The organism is Rhodococcus sp. NKCM2511 (genome assembly GCF_014905595.1).
In the GTDB taxonomy this organism is placed as follows: domain Bacteria; phylum Actinomycetota; class Actinomycetes; order Mycobacteriales; family Mycobacteriaceae; genus Rhodococcoides; species Rhodococcoides fascians.
Genome location: NZ_BNHJ02000002.1, coordinates 86,423 through 103,769, shown reverse-complemented (window position 1 = coordinate 103,769; position 17,347 = coordinate 86,423). Strand labels below are relative to the sequence as shown.

General features: G+C 64.5%; 23 protein-coding genes. 14 read left to right on the top strand and 9 right to left on the bottom strand.

The annotated features are described in order from the left end of the window. Positions 1-38: 38 nt before the first annotated feature. The gene (locus tag JLZ96_RS17105; protein ID WP_308436830.1) at positions 39-827 is read left to right on the top strand and encodes an NAD-dependent deacylase; all 789 of its coding nucleotides are present in this window, start codon (positions 39-41) and stop codon (positions 825-827) included. 57 nt (positions 828-884) lie between these two features. Continuing rightward, positions 885-1,169 (top strand): hypothetical protein, encoded by a 285-nt coding sequence (locus tag JLZ96_RS17100; RefSeq protein WP_201010809.1) that lies wholly within the window; start codon positions 885-887, stop codon positions 1,167-1,169. Positions 1,170-1,185: 16 nt separating this feature from the next. On the opposite strand, the gene JLZ96_RS17095 is transcribed toward JLZ96_RS17100, so the two are convergent. Genes JLZ96_RS17095 through JLZ96_RS17085 form a run of 3 tightly spaced genes read right to left on the bottom strand, consistent with a single transcriptional unit; the run spans position 1,186 to position 3,508 of the window. Next, positions 1,186-2,253, bottom strand: coding sequence for an ABC transporter permease (locus JLZ96_RS17095; RefSeq protein ID WP_201010808.1), 1,068 nt, complete (start codon positions 2,251-2,253; stop codon positions 1,186-1,188). Continuing rightward, entirely contained in the window at positions 2,253-3,110 is an 858-nt protein-coding gene (locus JLZ96_RS17090) for an ABC transporter ATP-binding protein (RefSeq protein WP_201010807.1), read from the bottom strand. The genes JLZ96_RS17095 and JLZ96_RS17090 overlap by 1 nt, the downstream gene beginning before the upstream one ends. Then, entirely contained in the window at positions 3,107-3,508 is a 402-nt protein-coding gene (locus JLZ96_RS17085; RefSeq protein WP_027497311.1) for a GntR family transcriptional regulator, read from the bottom strand. Before JLZ96_RS17085 ends, JLZ96_RS17090 begins: the two co-directional genes overlap by 4 nt. Before the next feature lie 143 nt (positions 3,509-3,651). On the opposite strand from JLZ96_RS17085, the gene JLZ96_RS17080 reads away from it, so the two are divergent. The 3 genes from JLZ96_RS17080 to JLZ96_RS17070 all read left to right on the top strand — a co-directional run bounded on the left by JLZ96_RS17080 (position 3,652) and on the right by JLZ96_RS17070 (position 6,812). Beyond that, positions 3,652-4,044: a hypothetical protein gene (locus JLZ96_RS17080; RefSeq protein ID WP_201010806.1), complete on the top strand. Its 393-nt coding sequence runs from the start codon at positions 3,652-3,654 to the stop codon at positions 4,042-4,044. Positions 4,045-4,108: 64 nt separating this feature from the next. Beyond that, entirely contained in the window at positions 4,109-6,412 is a 2,304-nt protein-coding gene (secA2, locus tag JLZ96_RS17075; RefSeq protein ID WP_201010805.1) for an accessory Sec system translocase SecA2, read from the top strand. After that, the gene (locus JLZ96_RS17070) at positions 6,405-6,812 is read left to right on the top strand and encodes an META domain-containing protein (RefSeq protein ID WP_052054876.1); all 408 of its coding nucleotides are present in this window, start codon (positions 6,405-6,407) and stop codon (positions 6,810-6,812) included. Before secA2 ends, JLZ96_RS17070 begins: the two co-directional genes overlap by 8 nt. On the opposite strand, the gene JLZ96_RS17065 is transcribed toward JLZ96_RS17070, so the two are convergent. Then, complete coding sequence (locus tag JLZ96_RS17065) at positions 6,799-7,395, bottom strand: TetR/AcrR family transcriptional regulator C-terminal domain-containing protein (RefSeq protein ID WP_027497309.1); 597 nt, start codon at positions 7,393-7,395, stop codon at positions 6,799-6,801. The two genes, JLZ96_RS17070 and JLZ96_RS17065, sit on opposite strands and share 14 nt — an antisense overlap. Before the next feature lie 125 nt (positions 7,396-7,520). Between JLZ96_RS17065 and bioB the strand changes: the two genes are divergently transcribed. The 3 genes from bioB to JLZ96_RS17050 are packed head-to-tail and all read left to right on the top strand — an operon-like array spanning position 7,521 to position 9,363. Then, on the top strand, positions 7,521-8,513 hold the full coding sequence (bioB, locus tag JLZ96_RS17060; protein ID WP_201010804.1) for a biotin synthase BioB: 993 nt from the start codon (positions 7,521-7,523) through the stop codon (positions 8,511-8,513). A gap of 22 nt (positions 8,514-8,535) precedes the next feature. After that, the gene (locus tag JLZ96_RS17055; RefSeq protein WP_032382834.1) at positions 8,536-8,760 is read left to right on the top strand and encodes a hypothetical protein; all 225 of its coding nucleotides are present in this window, start codon (positions 8,536-8,538) and stop codon (positions 8,758-8,760) included. Next, the gene (locus JLZ96_RS17050) at positions 8,761-9,363 is read left to right on the top strand and encodes a DUF2567 domain-containing protein (protein WP_094621171.1); all 603 of its coding nucleotides are present in this window, start codon (positions 8,761-8,763) and stop codon (positions 9,361-9,363) included. A gap of 13 nt (positions 9,364-9,376) precedes the next feature. Here the strand turns inward: JLZ96_RS17050 and JLZ96_RS17045 are convergent, their stop codons facing one another. Beyond that, on the bottom strand, positions 9,377-10,075 hold the full coding sequence (locus JLZ96_RS17045; RefSeq protein WP_032406822.1) for an NUDIX domain-containing protein: 699 nt from the start codon (positions 10,073-10,075) through the stop codon (positions 9,377-9,379). Positions 10,076-10,154: 79 nt separating this feature from the next. On the opposite strand from JLZ96_RS17045, the gene nadA reads away from it, so the two are divergent. Genes nadA through JLZ96_RS17025 form a run of 4 tightly spaced genes read left to right on the top strand, consistent with a single transcriptional unit; the run spans position 10,155 to position 14,063 of the window. Next, complete coding sequence (gene nadA, locus JLZ96_RS17040) at positions 10,155-11,213, top strand: quinolinate synthase NadA (RefSeq protein WP_048318691.1); 1,059 nt, start codon at positions 10,155-10,157, stop codon at positions 11,211-11,213. After that, a complete protein-coding gene (locus JLZ96_RS17035; protein ID WP_201010803.1) occupies positions 11,210-12,778 on the top strand; it encodes an L-aspartate oxidase in 1,569 nt (522 codons plus the stop codon). Before nadA ends, JLZ96_RS17035 begins: the two co-directional genes overlap by 4 nt. Position 12,779: 1 nt before the next feature. After that, positions 12,780-13,655: a carboxylating nicotinate-nucleotide diphosphorylase gene (gene nadC / locus JLZ96_RS17030; RefSeq protein WP_201010802.1), complete on the top strand. Its 876-nt coding sequence runs from the start codon at positions 12,780-12,782 to the stop codon at positions 13,653-13,655. Between the two features lie 33 nt (positions 13,656-13,688). Then, a complete protein-coding gene (locus tag JLZ96_RS17025) occupies positions 13,689-14,063 on the top strand; it encodes an RNA-binding S4 domain-containing protein (RefSeq protein ID WP_032386923.1) in 375 nt (124 codons plus the stop codon). Positions 14,064-14,120: 57 nt separating this feature from the next. Here the strand turns inward: JLZ96_RS17025 and JLZ96_RS17020 are convergent, their stop codons facing one another. Beyond that, the gene (locus JLZ96_RS17020) at positions 14,121-15,104 is read right to left on the bottom strand and encodes a LysR family transcriptional regulator (RefSeq protein ID WP_201010801.1); all 984 of its coding nucleotides are present in this window, start codon (positions 15,102-15,104) and stop codon (positions 14,121-14,123) included. Between the two features lie 78 nt (positions 15,105-15,182). Here JLZ96_RS17020 and JLZ96_RS17015 point away from each other — a divergent pair, with 78 nt between their 5' ends. Then, on the top strand, positions 15,183-15,599 hold the full coding sequence (locus JLZ96_RS17015) for a DUF5997 family protein (protein ID WP_027497299.1): 417 nt from the start codon (positions 15,183-15,185) through the stop codon (positions 15,597-15,599). Here the strand turns inward: JLZ96_RS17015 and JLZ96_RS17010 are convergent. Genes JLZ96_RS17010 through rhtB form a run of 3 tightly spaced genes read right to left on the bottom strand, consistent with a single transcriptional unit; the run spans position 15,596 to position 16,763 of the window. Then, positions 15,596-15,979, bottom strand: a complete 384-nt coding sequence (locus tag JLZ96_RS17010; protein ID WP_201010800.1) for a YchJ family protein — start codon at positions 15,977-15,979, stop codon at positions 15,596-15,598. The genes JLZ96_RS17015 and JLZ96_RS17010 overlap by 4 nt on opposite strands. Next, positions 15,976-16,125 carry a hypothetical protein gene (locus tag JLZ96_RS17005; RefSeq protein ID WP_162269907.1) on the bottom strand — a complete coding sequence of 50 codons (150 nt, stop codon included), beginning with the start codon at positions 16,123-16,125 and terminating at the stop codon, positions 15,976-15,978. Before JLZ96_RS17005 ends, JLZ96_RS17010 begins: the two co-directional genes overlap by 4 nt. An 11-nt stretch (positions 16,126-16,136) precedes the next feature. Beyond that, positions 16,137-16,763, bottom strand: a complete 627-nt coding sequence (gene rhtB, locus JLZ96_RS17000) for a homoserine/homoserine lactone efflux protein (protein WP_201010799.1) — start codon at positions 16,761-16,763, stop codon at positions 16,137-16,139. Between the two features lie 83 nt (positions 16,764-16,846). Between rhtB and JLZ96_RS16995 the strand changes: the two genes are divergently transcribed. Continuing rightward, on the top strand, positions 16,847-17,314 hold the full coding sequence (locus JLZ96_RS16995; RefSeq protein ID WP_201010798.1) for an SRPBCC family protein: 468 nt from the start codon (positions 16,847-16,849) through the stop codon (positions 17,312-17,314). Positions 17,315-17,347: the final 33 nt, after the last annotated feature.

The following is a 17,347-nucleotide window of genomic DNA, read 5'->3' as shown; positions in this document are numbered from 1 at the left end:
GTAGCGCGTGAGCGAACACCGGTTGGCACAATAGCTGTGTGACCCATTTGCACGAGCAGACGGTCGACGCCGTTCCACAACCCATCGTGGACGCCGCACGAGCGGCGTCGCGCATCGTCGTTCTGACCGGGGCCGGCATGTCGGCCGAATCCGGAATTGCAACGTTTCGCGACGCCCGGACTGGTCTGTGGCAGGACTTCGATCCGAAGGACCTCGCCAGTCCCGAGGGCTGGCTCGCCGACAGCGACCTCGTGTGGGGTTGGTACCGGTGGCGTGCAGCATTGGTTCGTCGTTCCGAACCCAACGCCGGTCACCGCGCCGTCGCGCAATGGCAGCAGCAAGCGCAGGTGGACATCGCCACGCAGAACGTCGACGATCTGCACGAACGAGCCGGATCCACAGTGCTCGCACACGTACACGGAAGCCTTTTCGAGCCGTACTGCAGCGAGTGTGGAGTGCGCGCGGAACTCGACGACCCCGACATTCTGGACGACGGCATTCTGATCGACGCAGATCAGCGTGTTCCGCCGCCGGACTGTCCCCGGTGCGGCGGACTCATCCGTCCTGGGGCCGTGTGGTTCGGCGAATCGCTGCCCGAACAGGCGTGGGAAGCAGCCGAGAATGCTGTGCGCGCTGCAGATCTGGTGCTCGTGGTCGGTACGTCGGGCGTGGTGTACCCGTTCGCCGGACTGCCCGCCGTCGCACGCAGTGCGGGCGCAACCGTGGTCGAGATCAACCCGGTCGAGACCGAGGTATCCGACATGGCCGACCACCGATGGCGCACAACGGCCGCGGTGGGTCTGCCACTGCTGGTCGCACAATTGTGAACGGACGGGCGGCACGCGAACTACCCTGATCACACCATCGACTTCGAGGAGGCCGAGATGGCGGAGTACTGGTTGCTCGTGTGCGCCCTCGCGTGTTCGTCCGTCGGTGCGTGGTGGGCAACCTCGGATCCGACATCCCGACGCGTTCGCCGAATCGAATTTCTCGCCTGGATCCTCGGCATCGTCGGCGCGGTCACCCTGGCCGATCAGCTGGGGGTGTCCAGGCCGTGGTCCACTGCTGCACTCGTAGTCGGAATCATGGTTCTGGTCCTCGGCCTCCCCGCCCTCGTGGCCACTGTGATCAGGAATCGGAAACCGCTCGGGATTCCAACGCAGAGGTAGCTGCGGCAGACCTGCCCTAGGGACGCAGCCTGCGCAGCAGCAGGAGTGACACGCCGCCGAGAAGCCCGGCAACCACCAACGACAACGCCGACTCGATCGCCTGGAACCGCCAGAACGATCTGTCCTCGTGATAGCGCGTCTCGTAGGCCTCGGCACCCTGATCCCGAATGCACTGGATCTCGATGTTGCGACGTTCCACGCTCTGGCGGTCGGAGTACTCCTCGTACTCGGCGACAGTCTCGAATTCGCTCAGATCCCTGTAGTTCTGGGTCCAATTGCAGTCCATCAAGTCGACGGGCACCGGACTGCCGTTGCTGTCGACGTAGTCGGCAGAGAATTCCCATCGTGGGAACAAACTGATCGAGTCGCCTGGTCTGTAGTAGTCCGGAGTGCCGCCGTACATGTCGTCGACCTTCTGCTCCACCGATACTCGGTCTGTCTGGGGAGTCGCATAGTGCTCGCGTAACTGCGTCGGCAGCAGTGCAAGGAATGCAGTCGACACGATGACGGTGGTGATCATCGCAGCGATCGTGTTCCGCATCGCAAGTGCGCATGCCGAACCGACCATCAATCCGACGGCCGTGTACGCGCCTGCGACGAATCCCGTGGCCCCGAAGATGGGAAAGTCCAACCGCGATGCGCTCGACCCCGCGAAGGACATCGCGAAGGAATCGGGTGCAGTGTTGTACTTGGCTGCGAACAGCACGCATCCGAGCACCGTCATCGCCCCGACGATCGGTGTGAACACGACCAGAATGCGCACGGTGTACCAGCGGCGTCGGCTCACGGATTGAGTCAAACCGAGTACGTGGGTGCGACGTTCGAGATCGCGGGAGAAGACGGTCACCCCGACGAATGCCCCCAGGACGACGGGCAAGACGATCGTCGTGAGTATCGCTATCGTCTGCACGGTCCCGACGGTGCAGTCGGACGAACCGAAGGATCGACAACCCTGCAGATACGGAGACGGAATCACACCGCCGCCGATCACCGTGACGGCAATCGTGATCGCAGCCAACAGCAGTGGCGTCAACGCCCCGAACAGGATGGTCGTGCGAAATTGTCTCCAAGTCACCCAGATCATCAGGTGGTCTCCGTTCCGAGGTGGGCGAGTACGACGTCGTCGAGGGTGGCGTTCTCGACTGTCCACCCCGGTGGTGTCGTTGTCGGTTGTTTGCCCTGTACGACGAATGTTGTTGCGCCGGAACCGAACACCTCGGACACGATGGTGCCGTCCTGGACCGTCGGGTCGGCGTCGGAGCTGCCGACGAGAAGGTAGTGGTCGGCGGTGATGGCGTCGAGGTCCCCGTCGAGTCGCATTCGCCCACCGCGTAGTAGCAACAGCCGGTCGGCGACGTCGACGAGCTCGGACAGCACGTGTGAGGACAGCACGATCGTCGTACCGTTCTCGGCTGCATCGCGCATCAGGGTGCGTGCCACCGCCCTGCGAGCGACCGGATCGAGATCGGCAAGCGGCTCGTCGAGCAGCAGTACTTCGGGTCGACGCCCGAGTGCCAGTGCGAGGGCAATCCGCGTGCGGTGGCCGGGGGAGAGGGACTTGACCCGAGCGGAGGTGGCGATTCCGGCGGCGTCGACGATTTCCTTCGCGTACGCATCGTCCCAGTGCGAGTTCGTGTTTCGGCCGAATCGCAGCAGTTCGGCGACGGTGAAGTGTGGGTACAGGGGCTTGTGCTGCGCCAGATAGGACAGGCCGGGCGAGATTTCGCGTTGGGTAACGCCCTCACCCAGAACCCGAATGGTTCCGCTGTCCGGTGTCAGCAGGCCGACGGCCAGCGACAGCAGCGTCGACTTTCCGGCACCGTTGGAGCCGACCAACGCTGTGACGCTTCCTCTTTCGACTGCGAACGAGCATCCGTCGAGGACGGTCTTCCTGCGAAACGATTTGGCCACCTCGTCCATGGTGAGCACCGCGTCGGTCATGTTTCGTCTCTTTCGGTTCGGTCGAATTGCTTGTCGAGTGCGGCGGTGACGATGGCTTCGAGGTCAGGTCTGTCCAGTCCTGCGGCCGTGCAGTGTCGGATCCAGCGGTCGAGTTCGGTCTCGAGCGCCGATCGTTCGGCCATGCCGGGTTTTGCGAGCGAGGCGACGACGAAAGTCCCGGAACCGGTTCGTGGTTGGACCAGCCCGTCGCGTTCGAGTTCTCGGTACGCCTTGAGGACGGTGTTGGGATTGATGGCCAGCGCCGTGACCACTTCTTTTGCTGTCGGCAGTCGGTCACCGACGGCGAGTGTTCCCAGTCGTAGGGCCTGTTTGGTCTGCAGTATCAGTTGGACATAGGTGGGAATGCCGGACTGACGATCGATACGGTAGGCGATCACCAGAAACCTTTCACTAGTTGATTAGTGAAAGACGTTAATGCGTACCCCTCGGTTTGTCCATGCTCTGTTCGGGTCTCGATAGTCGGAGGGCGATCAGCGCGGTGACAGTGGCTGCGCGGGAGCGAGTCGTAGCGTTCTACGACATGACACCCGACACCGAAACGATCGACCAATTCTTCGCTCGCTACACCGCCTACTTGTCGGCCGGAGATCTGGACGGGCTAGCAGGTATTTACAACTACCCGGCGTTGGCCGTCACGGCTGGGGGATGCGCCGCCATCTCCGACCCGCAGCAGACCCGAGACTTCTTCGCCCAGGGCCAGTCCTACTATCGCTCGCGCGGGATCGAGGGCGTTCGCGCACGTGGCATCGTCACCGAGATCGAGACGCCCGGTGTGTGGGTCGGGCATCTGCTGTTGGAGAACCTCGACGCCGACGGCTCGCCCGTGGGAACCGAGCGCAACGCCTACCAGGTGGTGACGTCGGCCGACGGCACGCGCAGAATTGCAGTGACAACGCCGCTCGACGCGGGGTAGTGGGCAATCGGCACTCGGTACTGTGGGAAAGAAGATCACGTACTTTCTCGAGTAGGGATGACAGATGGCTGTGGGCTCCGACCGATTCTGGCGTGTACTCGGCCGCTCTGCGCAGAAGGCGCAGAGCGCGTCGCGTCGGCGCGTCGAGCAGGCCGGAGACCATGCGAGCTGGGCTTCGGGCTTGTCGGACGCCGAATTGGCCACCGAGGCCGCTGCGTTGCGGGCCCCGAGCGCGTCGAAACTCGACGTTCCGCGGTACCTGGCGTTGACGCGTGAGGCGAGCGACCGCACGCTCGGCATGCGACCGTTCGACGTACAACTTCTGGGAGCCGAGCGACTTCTCGCCGGTGACGTGGTGGAAATGGCGACCGGCGAAGGAAAGACGTTGTCCGGGGCCGTGGCGGCGGTGGGATACGTTCTGTCCGGTCGCAGGGTTCACGTCATCTCGGTCAACGACTTTCTCGCACAACGTGATGCGCGGTGGATGGCCCCACTGTTCGAGGCTCTGAGTATCACCGTCGGTTCCATCGCCGAGTCGTCCTCCGCGCAGGAACGTCGTGATTCCTACGCGTGCGACATCACGTACGCGTCGGTCAACGAGGTCGGATTCGATGTTCTCCGTGACCATTTGGTCGACGATCGTGCCGATCTGGTGTCGCCCGTTCCGGATGTCGCACTGATCGACGAGGCCGACTCGGTGTTGGTCGACGAAGCGTTGGTGCCGTTGGTGTTGGCCGGCTCGGTATCGGGTGACGTGTCGACCTCGACGGTGATGGACGCAGTCCGCCTGTTGGACAAGGGGATCGACTTCGACACCGATGCCGAAGGACGCAATGTGTTCCTCACGGACGAGGGCGCGCTTCGGCTCGAGAAGGAACTCGGCGGAATCGATCTCTACTCCGAGCAGCACGTCGGATCGACCCTCGTTGCGGTCAATGTCGCGCTGCACGCTCAGGTGCTGGTGCAACGCGATGTCGACTACATCGTGCGTGACGGACGTGTTCAGCTGATCAACGCTTCCCGTGGCCGAGTGGCGGACTTGCAGCGTTGGCCTGACGGGTTACAGGCGGCCGTGGAGATCAAGGAGGGGCTCGAGCCCACCGAGACCGGTGAAATTCTCGACACGATCACGGTTCAGGCGCTGATCAACCGGTATGCCACCGTATGTGGAATGACCGGCACGGCAATGGCGGCGGGGGAGCAGCTGCGTACGTTCTATGGGCTCGGCGTCTCGGTCATCGAGCCGAACGTACCGACGGTGCGGGTCGACGAGGTCGACCGGGTGTACGACACGGTCGAGCACAAGAATGCCGCAATTGCGCAGCAGGTCAAGGAAATTCACGAGACCGGGCAACCGATACTCGTCGGCACGCACGATGTCGCGGAGTCGGAGACGCTGGCGGCGATCCTCGCGGAATCCGGTGTGGACGCCGTCGTACTCAACGCCAAGAACGACGCCGAGGAGGCCGCGGTCATCGCTGCCGCCGGAGTGCACGGCGCGGTCACCGTCTCGACGCAGATCGCCGGGCGCGGAACCGACATCAAGCTCGGGGGACCGGAGGGGACCGACCGCGACCGCATCGCCGAGTTGGGTGGGCTGTTCGTCGTCGGCACCGGCCGCCACACCACCGAGCGGCTCGACAATCAATTGCGAGGACGTGCGGGCAGGCAGGGCGACCCGGGCCGTTCGGTGTTCTTCGGCAGTTGGGAGGACGACGTCGTCAAGAACAACATCGGTGACAAGGACGCACCGAAAGGCATCGACGACAGCGGCCTGTTCACCTCTGCCGCCGCAGCCGATCGAGTCGATCATGCCCAGCGCATCGCCGAAGGACAGATGCTCGAAATACACTCGCGTACCTGGCGCTACAACCAACTGACGGCGCAGCATCGGGAGATTCTGGACCGTCGTAGGGCAGCGTTGCTGGACACCGGAGAGGCGTTGGCTCTGCTCGAGGAGCAGTCGCCGACGCGATCGAAGGAACTTCGCGAGAACGTGTCGGAGGAGACCCTCGTGGTGGTCGCCCGCCGAATCGTTCTTCACCACCTCGACCGCGCGTGGTCGGACTACCTAGCGCACCTGGCCGACGTGCGCGAGAGCATCCACCTCCGTGCGCTGGGTCGCGAGAATCCACTCGACGAGTACCACCGAATTGCGGTCGAGGCCTTCAAGACTGTCTCCGCCAAGGCCATGGATCTGTCCCACGCGACATTCGAGTCGGCCGAGATCACCTCCGACGGCATCGATCTCGACAATGCCGGTATGCGCCGACCGACGTCGACGTGGACGTACATGGTGCACGACAACCCGTTTGCCTCCCGCGGAAATGCCGGTGCGGCCGGTCTGGGGCCGATCTTCGGTGGCTGACGCGCGCCGGGCACTGCTCGCTCTCGCCTGTGGCGTGAGCGTGTTGGCCTCGGGCTGCACCGATTCGTACGGGGAATTCCCGGCAGACAAGAATTACACCTCCGTCGATGCCGACGGTTCCTACACCCCGGTCTCGGGTACGACGATCCGGCTCGAGTTCGCCGACGACCGCATCTCGGCCGAAGCCGGATGCAACAGGTTGTTCGGCACCGTCGACACTTCGCTGGGGACGCTCACCGTCGATTCCCTGGGTGCCACGCGGATGGGGTGCCCGGCCGAGCTCATGGAGCAGGATCGGTGGCTGTCGGAGTTTCTGTCCTCGAAGCCGAAATGGTCCAGAGAAGACGACACGATGACTCTGGACAACGGACGCGACCGAATCGTGTTCACCGAATCCTGACGGAGCGTGGTTCGGACGCGGCGTGGCGCACGCCGTCCAGAAAGAGCCGGAGACCGAAGTCGAATTTGCTGGTGGGATCGGGGCGCTCGAACATCGGGGACGCGTCGGCGGTCAGCGCCCCGGCCGAGTCCATCTGGAGCCGAGCCTGTTCGTCCACGGTATGGCCGAGCACGTAGTACAGCAGCGTATCGGCGGTCAGTTCGGCGTCGACTCTGGGCAACCCGGCACGAATGCAGACCGCGGCGATGCGTTCACGGATGCGGTTGGTGGTGAGCCGCGAGGCGTAGGTGGAGGCGACCAGTTCGGCTCCGTCGCGCCGGGAGAGCAGCGCGTCGCGAAGTCGATGTGCGATCTGCGAGATCTGCGCGTCCCACAGTTCTTCCGTCGACGGTGCGTCGGCACCGGACAGTATGTGATCTGCGATCGCTCCCAGCAGCGTCTGCTTGTTGGGGAAGTGCCAGTACAGCGCTCCGGGTTGGACGTGCAGTGAGGTCGCCAGGCGGCGCATGGTCAGATCCGCGAGGCCGTACTCGTCGAGAATGGCTATTGCACCGTCCAGGACGTCCTGCCTGCGTAGCTGCACTTCCTACCCCTGCCGTTCGACGCGGTGTTTCGCTTTGACAGTAGCCGAGTGCGGTGCCTAACGTGAACGCCGTTCAACTTGAACGGTGTTCAATTCCGAGACCGTTCGACGACGAGGGGACCGGTATGGACATATTGCGTACGGCGCGCCTGCAGGTGCTCGACAACGGCATCGCGCTCGATCGATCCCAGGTGCTCGAGGTACTCGAGCTCGGAGAGGACCGTCTCGAAGAGACGATGCAACTGGCGCACGAGGTTCGGATGCGATGGTGCGGACCGGAAGTGGAGGTCGAGGGGATCGTCAGCCTCAAGACCGGAGGCTGCCCCGAGGACTGCCACTTCTGCTCGCAGTCGGGCCTGTTCGCGTCTCCGGTGCGGGCGGCCTGGCTCGATATTCCGTCGTTGGTCGAGGCGGCGCAACAGACCGCGAAGACCGGAGCCACGGAGTTCTGCATCGTGGCCGCAGTGCGGGGTCCGGACGCTCGACTGCTCGCGCAGGTCGCCGCGGGAATCGAGGCAATTCGCGGCGAGGTCGACATCGACATCGCTTGTTCGCTGGGCATGCTGGACCAGGATCAGGTCGACCAACTCGCGGCAATGGGTGTGCATCGCTACAACCACAACCTCGAGACCTCGCGGTCCTACTTTCCGAACGTGGTCACCACCCATACCTGGGAGGAACGCTGGAACACACTGCGGATGGTCCGCGAGGCCGGCATGGAGGTCTGTTGCGGAGGCATCCTCGGTATGGGCGAGACGCTGGAGCAGCGAGCCGAGTTCGCAGCCGATCTCGGCGCTCTCGAACCCGACGAGGTCCCCCTGAATTTCTTGAACCCACGTCCCGGAACGCCGTTCGCAGATCTGGACGTGCTGCCTGCATCGGATGCGTTGCGGGCCGTTGCCGCCTTCCGGCTGGCCCTGCCGCGGACGATTCTCCGATTCGCGGGCGGCCGCGAGATCACTCTCGGTGATCTCGGAGCTCAGCAGGGAATTCTGGGCGGCATCAACGCGATCATCGTCGGAAACTACTTGACGACGCTCGGTCGTCCCGCCGAGGAGGATCTCGATCTTCTCGGGGAACTGCAGATGCCGATCAAAGCGTTGAACTCGACGATCTGATGCGCGTATTAAGGTGGGTCGAATGACGAGCGAGAGCCGGTACGACCCGCACACCGGTCGGCCTGTCGAGGTCGGTACGGATGCGGGGGCACCGTCGTTCTCGGTTGCCGTCGGTCTCGGGCTGGAGCCGCCGAGGTACTGCGACCGGTGCGGTCGCAGGATGGTGGTGCAGATCGTGCCCGACGGATGGACGTCGGTGTGCTCGCGGCACGGCCTGATCGATTCCGCCGCGACGGGTAGGCGTTAGGTGACGACCTCGTCTGCCGTCGAGACTCCGGAGCGGCGTCGAACGCTTCGCTTTGTGGCTCTGGTCGGCGGTGTGACGATCGCGCTGTCCGCCGTCGGCGGTCTGCTGTGGGGATTCCTGGCACCGAGCCAGCAGTTGCTCGTCGTCGCGCAGGACAGAGGAGCAACACTGACCGGGGAGAGTCTGCATCGATTCGACGCTCTCGCCCTGTTCGTGCTCGTCTCGTTCGCTCTCGGCATTCTCGTGCCGATCGGGTGGTGGCTGTGGATTTCCCAGCGGGGTCCACGGCTGTTCGTGGCCGTGTTCGTCGGGTCGTTCGTCGGCTCGATCGCAGCAGTGCTGGTGGGCAACGGCGTTGCGGCGCTGCGATTCCCGAGGGCGGACGAGCCGGCCGTCGGATCGATCGTCCGGGTTGCACCGAGTATCGACACGCCAACGGCACTGATCGTGCAGGCGCTGACGGCGTCGTTGGTGATACTGCTGCTCGCGGCGATGAATCCCAACGACGATCTGCAGCCCCCCGATTCCGATCCCGAGCTCGACGAGATCGAATTCGACGTCGCTCCGCCGCCGCCGTCGTTCGACTCGCGGGTGCCCGACTGACGGCGGATCTCGTTCATGCCTGTGGTGGCCGCAATGCCGCGAACTCGTCGGTAACGCGAATGCTGTTGTCGGCGAACCGGAACAATGCTGGAGGCCGTCCACCCGCTCGACCCGACGGTGCACGCCGTCCGGTGGGTTCGATGACGCCGCGGCGGCTCAGTACCCGTTGCAGATTGGTGGCGTCGACCTGATAGCCGAGGGCTGCGCCGTAGATTTCGCGGAGCGTCGAAATCGCGAATTCTGCAGGAGCGAGGGCGAATCCGATGTTGGTGTACGACAGTTTGGCGACCAGTCGATGCCGTGCGTGCTCGACGACCGTTCCGTGATCGAACGACATGGCGGGCAGCTCCGACACCGGGTACCAGGTCGTATCCGCGGGCAGGGTGGGCTCGGCCGCAATCGGTACGAGGCCGAGAAACGTCGACGCGATTCGGCGATCTCCCGGCACTCTGTCCGGCTCGCTGAAGATGGACAGCTGCTCGAGGTGTGCCACCTTGCGTACGTCGACCTTCTCGGCGAGCTGCCTCCGCGCGGACGTGGCCAGGTTCTCGTCGTCGCGCAGGGTGCCCCCGGGGAGTGACCAGGTGCCCGCCTCGGGGTCGAGCGCACGCTGCCACAGCAGGACCGCCAGTTCAGGGGTGTCGGGGTCGGAAAAGACCCGAACTTGGAACACCGCAATGAGTACTTCGTGGACGGTGCTACGATGAATCATGTTTTCGATCATAAGTCGAAAACTCACTCGGAGGAAATTCGGTCACCGACGACCGGATGATCGGTGAAGGAGAACCGTCATGACCAGCAGCGCTACCCAGGTGAACTTCCTGGACTCGGCTTTCGCCGGAGTCCGCGACATCGTCGATGGAGCCGGTGGTTACGGGGGAGTCGACGCGTCGGCTGAATGGGCCGCGGAAGTGCGACGGCTCGCCGATCTGCGAGGTGCGACCCTGCTGGCGCACAACTACCAGCTGCCTGCGATTCAGGACGTTGCCGATCACGTGGGTGATTCGCTCGCGCTCTCGCGCATGGCCGCCGAGGTATCCGAGGACACCATCGTGTTCTGCGGCGTGCACTTCATGGCCGAGACCGCCAAGATACTCAGCCCGCAGAAAACGATCCTGATCCCGGACCAGCGTGCGGGTTGCTCGCTCGCCGACTCGATCACTGCCGAGCAGTTGCGCGAGTGGAAAGCAGACTTCCCGGATGCCGTCGTCGTCTCCTACGTCAACACGACAGCCGAGATCAAGGCGCTCACCGACATCTGCTGCACCTCGTCCAACGCGGTCGAGGTCGTGCAATCGATTGATCCGAGCCGCGACATCCTCTTCCTGCCCGACCAGTTCCTCGGGGCTCATGTCAAGCGCGTGACCGGGCGCGAGAATCTGCACATCTGGGCCGGTGAATGCCACGTCCACGCAGGCATCAACGGCGACGAGCTCGCCGAGAAGTCTCGAACCCACCCCGATGCAGAGCTCTACGTGCATCCCGAATGCGGTTGCGCCACCTCGGCTCTCTACCTCGCCGGCGAAGGATTCGTGCCCGCCGACAAGGTCAAGATCCTCTCCACCGGCGGCATGCTCGACGCGGCCCGCGCCACCGAATCCAAGCAGGTTCTGGTCGCCACCGAGATCGGGATGCTGCATCAACTCCGCAGGGCTGCACCCGATGTCGACTTCTTGGCCGTCAACGACCGCGCGTCGTGCGGATACATGAAGATGATCACGCCCGCCGCGCTGTTGCGCTGCCTCGTCGAAGGGCGCGACGAGGTCCACGTCGACCTCGAAACGGCGAACATCGCCAGCAAGTCGGTGCAACGCATGATCGAGATCGGCACACCCGGCGGCGGCGAGTGAACCCGTCGGTCGCCTGGGAAACCGCGGCCGACCTCGTCGTCGTCGGCGGCGGAATCGCCGGACTGACCGCGGCTCGCACGGCCGCCGCTCGCGGTCTGCGCGTGCTGACGGTCAGCAAGGGCAGTTCGGTCGACACCGCGACCAAGTATGCGCAGGGCGGAATCGCAGTCGTCGGCACCGATCTCGGCGACTCGATCGATGCGCACGTGTCGGATACCTGCGCAGCAGGCGCGGGCCTGTGCGACGAGGATGCGGTGCGTTCCATCGTGTCGGGCGGCCGCGCGGCGATCGCGTCGCTCGAAGTCGCCGGCGCACATTTCGATCGCGCGCCCGACGGTTCGGTTTCCCGCACCCGAGAGGGTGGCCACAGTGTTCGCCGAATCATCCATTCCGGCGGCGATGCCACCGGAGCGGAGGTACAACGCGCACTGGACTCCGCAGTGCCATCGGTGGAATTCGACACCACCGCGCTGCGTGTACTGACCACCGACGGCGAGGTGGCCGGACTCCTCGTGCGCGGGCCTCGCGGTGTCGGCGTCGTTCGCACTCCGACGGTGTTGCTCGCGACAGGCGGCCTGGGACAACTGTTCTCGTGCAGTACCAACCCGGCCGGTGCCACGGCCGACGGCATTGCACTGGCACTCGATGCGGGCGCACGGATCGCGGATCTGGAGTTCGTTCAGTTCCACCCGACCGTGCTGTTCGCCGCAGGGTCGACGGGCCGTCGCCCGTTGATCAGCGAAGCGGTGCGCGGAGAGGGTGCACGCTTGGTCGATGCCACCGGCCGCGCATTCATGGACGGTGTTCATCCCATGGGCGACCTCGCTCCACGCGACGTGGTCTCGCGTGCCATCGCCGAGTTGCTGTACCGCAGCGGCGACGACCACGTGTTGCTGGACGCCCGTCGCGTGGAGCACGTGCGTGAGCGTTTCCCGACCGTGACGGCATCGTGCCTGGACGCCGGCATCGATCCCGCAACGGATCTCATCCCCGTGGCACCCGCCGCGCACTACTCGTGCGGGGGAGTCGTGACCGACACGTTCGGACGGACGTCCGTCTCGGGATTGCTCGCTGCGGGTGAGGTGGCGCGCACCGGGCTGCACGGTGCCAACCGGCTGGCGTCGAACAGTCTGCTCGAGGGTCTGGTGGTCGGCGAACGCGCTGCGCTCGTCGCCGCGGAGCGGGTCGGAACCACGGTCGCGGTGTCCGATACCGCACTGCCTGTCTACCGGCGGATCGATCGCGCGGTACTGCAGCGAACCATGACCACGCACGTCGGTGTCGTCCGCGATGCGTCCGGTCTTGCGGACGCACAGAACGTGCTGGCACACGGCGTGGTGTCGGAACCGCCGGTCGACGGCGTAGCGGTCGAGGATGCCGCCCTGACGGCAGCGGCAGACGTGATCGTGCTGGCTGCGGCGCACCGCCGAGAGAGCCGAGGGTGTCACACCCGACGGGATTTCCCGGACAGCAGGCCCGAGTACCGACGGAGCCTGTATGTCGAACGCGACGAGAACGGACGACTGACGATCGTGAACGATGACGTGATGACGGGAGCAAGCTGACATGACCGGTACTGCCGACGAAGTGAACCCGGGAGTCGACCGCGACGAGGTTCTCGCACTCATCCGCACCGCGCTCGACGAGGATCTCCGGTACGGGCCGGATATCACCACCATGGCAACGGTTCCCGAGGACGCCGTGGCCACGGCGTCGGTGGTGTCTCGACAGTTCGGCACCCTCGCGGGCCTCGATGTCGGACTGCTGGTTCTCGACGAGGTGATCGGTTCGGGCGCGTACTCGATCCGCCACAGGACCGCCGACGGATCGAATGTCGAACCCGGACAGGCTGTTCTGACGGTCGAAGCTCCCAACCGTGGATTGCTCACCGCCGAGCGCACCATGCTCAATATCGTCTGTCACCTGTCGGGTATCGCAACTGCCACGGCCGGCTGGGTCGCCGAGGTCGCAGAGACCGAGTGTCGCATTCGAGACAGTCGAAAGACGTTGCCCGGACTGCGATCGCTGCAGAAGTACGCGGTACGGGCGGGCGGCGGTGTCAACCATCGGATGGGTCTCGGTGACGCCGCGCTGATCAAGGACAACCACGTCGCGGCGGCCGGCTCCGTCGTCGCTGCCCTGCGAGCCGTGCGTGCCGCTGCGCCGAACATCGCCTGCGAGGTAGAGGTCGACAGTCTCGAACAACTCGACGAGGTGCTCGCCGAGAACGTCGAACTCGTTCTGCTGGACAACTTCGCGCTGTGGCAGACGCAGATGGCAGTGCAGCGCCGCGACAAGTTCGCGCCGGACACCAAGTTGGAATCCTCGGGTGGACTGACCGTCGACGTGGCTCGGGATTACGCGCGTACGGGGGTCGACTTCCTGGCGGTGGGCGGTCTGACACACTCGGTGACAGTGCTCGACCTCGGCCTGGACATGTAGCCGAGCCTCACGATTCGAGGAAGACGTTCGAAGATGGAATTGCAGAGTGCCCGTCTGGACAGCTGGATCTGGGCGGTGCGACTGTTCAAGACGCGGTCTGCCGCTGCCGCAGCCTGTCGCGGTGGGCATGTCCGCGTCAACGGCACCCCCGCAAAGCCCGGCCAACGCATCGGGCCGGACGACGAGATCCGGCTGCGCGTGGAGGGCGTGGAGAAGATCGTCGTCGTCGTACGTGCCATCACCAAACGCGTCGGCGCATCGGTGGTACCCGAGTGCATGATCGATCGCAGTCCGCCGCCACCACCGAAAGAGGTTCTGGCGTCGGTTCCCCGGCGCGACCGCGGAACGGGCCGTCCGACCAAGCGGGATCGACGTGACATCGATCGGCTACGGCTGCGCCCCTCGTAGTCGTGAGCGTTGTGCGTACCTCCGGGGGCACACAACGCGCACGAGGGCGATGCCCGGCTAGCGTCTCTTTCCGCTGCGGCGTGCGTTCGTTTTGGTCTTGACGGCCGGTCGAGCCGGTTTGGAGGGCTGCGCCTTCTTCTTCTTGGCGGGCGCGTCGTCCGAAGATCCGCGTGAACTTCGCGTGGACCGGCCACGCACGATGCCGATGAATTCTTCGATGCGGTCGTCTTCCCGCTCCGCCACCCAGGCCAGTGCGATCTGTGTCTGCTCGACGTCGGTGACCGGGCGGTACACGAGATCTTTGCGAGCGTTGAATCGCGCAACCGAGTGCGGGACGATCGCCACGCCCAGCCCAGCGGCCACGTACTCGAAAGTCTCCGCTGTGCTGGTCATCGGTGGCAGTGCGGGACGATCGCCGGTGCTCAGTTCTGTTGCAACAGCAGCCCATTCGGGCACCGTGGTCGGATCGGCGAGCAGGTGTTCGTCCGCGAGGTCCAGCGCGGTGACCGAGTCGAATGCTGCGACCGCATGGTCTTTGGGCACCACCACGACCTGGACTTCCTGGTACAGCCCGATGGCGTTCAGACCTTCACGATCGATCGGCGGCCTGACGAAGCCGACGTCGACCGTTCCATCACGCAGATGAGACACCTGCGTGTCCGGAGTCGTGGCCACGACGGACAAGGCGACATCGGGAAACCGATCGGCCCAGATTCGCGTCCACTTGGTCAGTGTTACGCCCTCGGCGTATCCGATGGTGAAACTGCGCGGCTCGCCGGCAGCAACCTGTGCAACCTCCGAACGCCGATCGTCCTCGGCGATCTCGACCAACGCGCGTTCGAGCAGATCGCGTCCGTCGGCGGTGAGTTCGGTGGGGGAGGCACCCGGCACGAACAGGTCGACGCCGAGCAACTCTTCGAGTTCCACCACGGTCTTGCTGAGGCGGATTCGGGAGATTCCGAGCGACTGAGCAGCGCGGGCGAAATGCAGTTGTTGCGCCACTGCCGCATACCAGCGCAGTGTCTGCACATCGATGTTCACGGAGTCGAGCCTATGGGACGGTGCACGAAGCGCGGGACGGTGGCGTCGGGACCGCCGATTGCCGGATAAGCTGGTCCGGTGAGCCCGGAGAACAAACAGCAGACCATGAAGCCATTGACCGCGGCGAACAAGCTCGGCATCTATCTACCCGCAGCGCCGGAAGAGTTCCAGAACTCGATGATCAGCAGATCCGACCTGGACGCCCTGCGCAGCGATCCGCCGCAGTGGCTGACCGACTTGCAGACCGACGGGCCCTTCCCCCGCGACGTGATCGCGAAGAAGCTCGACGTGTCCATCGCCGGATTGGCACGCGGCGGAGTCACCGAAGCGTTGACCAGTGTGGAGATCGAGGAACTGATCGCCAGCCCACCGCAGTGGCTGGTACGCGAGCGTCGGACTCAGATCCAGGTTCGCAAGGATGCCGAGCGCATCAAGGAGAAGCAGGAAGCGCGTCGCACCGCGGGCAATCGGCCCACGAAACTACGCAACCTCTAGGGAGCGACGACTCCGTCGAGGTAGCGCCACCGGCCGTCGACCCGGACGAAACGGCTGATCTCCGACATCGTGCCGGCACCGTCGGGATGCTTGTACCGTGCCTCGAACTGCACGGTGCCGGTCTCGTCGAAAAGTCCGCCTGCGTCGGCAGCAAGGATGTCGAGTCGATACCACCGTTGGTCGGGGTCCAACTCCAGGTCGGCCGGTGCGGTGTCGGGATGCCAGGACGTCCGCAGGTAGGCAACGTCACCGACGGCGAACGCGGTGAAGCGCGAGCGCATCAACTTCTCGGCCGTCGGCGCATCGACGGGGCCCGTCAGGTACGGCTCGCAACAGGCATCGAACGTGTCCCCACTCGAACACGGACACCGTGTACTCACTCGTCGACCTCCACTTCGACCGAGTACGTGCCGAGTTCGTGCTCGTCCCGCTTACCCACGTCCTGAATCCAGGTGTTGGCTTCGAGCAGAGTGTCGAAGAGCCCCAACGGAATCGGATCTCCGCCGAGCGCATTCTTCATGATCACGCGGTATTTCCTCATGGGGTCACCCTTCGTACCGTGGCCAGAAATGTTGCGGCGGCAAAGAATAGGCCGGCGAACGTGCGGTTCATGGTCTTCTGCTGACGGTGGGACCGCATCATGCGGAGGGCTCGCGATGCCAAGGAGGTGTAACCGGTCATCACCAGCATGTCGACGACGACCATGGTCGCCGCGATGGCGAGGTACTGGGTGGTCAGCGGCCGCGTCGGGTCGAGAAACTGGGGCAGCACAGCGACCATGAACACGACGGCTTTCGGGTTGCTCGCGTTGACGAGAAATCCTCGCGCGAGCATCGTCGTGCCTCGATCCGCCACTGCGGGGGCGTCCGCGACTTCGGACGGAGCCGACCGCCACTGGCGAATGCCGAGGTAGACCAGATAGGCGACACCGAACCACTTGATCGCGGTGAAGGCCAGGGCCGAATTGGCAAGGACGGCACCGAGTCCGACTGCGACGATGCCGATCTGGACAAGCAGGCCGATCTGCAGCCCGAAGATGTTCCAGTACCCGCGGCGCAGGCCGTAGCGCAGACCTGTGGACATCGACGCGATGGCTCCGGCTCCGGGAGACAGACTGATGACGATGCTCGCGCCGAGGAAGGCGAGCCACACTGACCAGGACATGTGTTCATTGAACTACGCCCGTCAATTCGCATTCTGCGCGGTGGCCGGGTGTCGATACGGTCATTGTGGGGTAGACGCTGCAGATGGCAGACATCAGAACCATCGACACCGGTCCCCAGCAGGTCACGAGACAGACCGAGGTTCGGGCACCGGCAGCCGAACTGTTCGACATCGTGGCCGATCCCACCCGGCACGGCGAGCTGGACGGATCCGGCACAGTCAAGGACACCGTCCGTGGACCCGAGAGGCTGAGCAGCGGCGCGAAATTCTCCGTCGGCATGAAGCAGTACGGCGTGCCGTACAAGATCACCAGCACCGTGACCGAGTTCGTGGATGCGGATCGACACAAGATCATCGAGTGGCAGCACCCGATGGGCCACAGCTGGCGCTGGGAATTCGAGGAGAAGCAGCCCGGCCTGACCACTGTCACCGAGAGCTTCGTCTACGGCACCGCCAAGGTTCCGAAAATGCTCGAGTTGTTCAAGATGCCGCAGAAGAATGCGCAGGGGATCAAGCGCACACTGCACAATCTGGCTGCTCGTTACGCCTGACGAATCGAACGACAGCACTGTCCACATTTCACG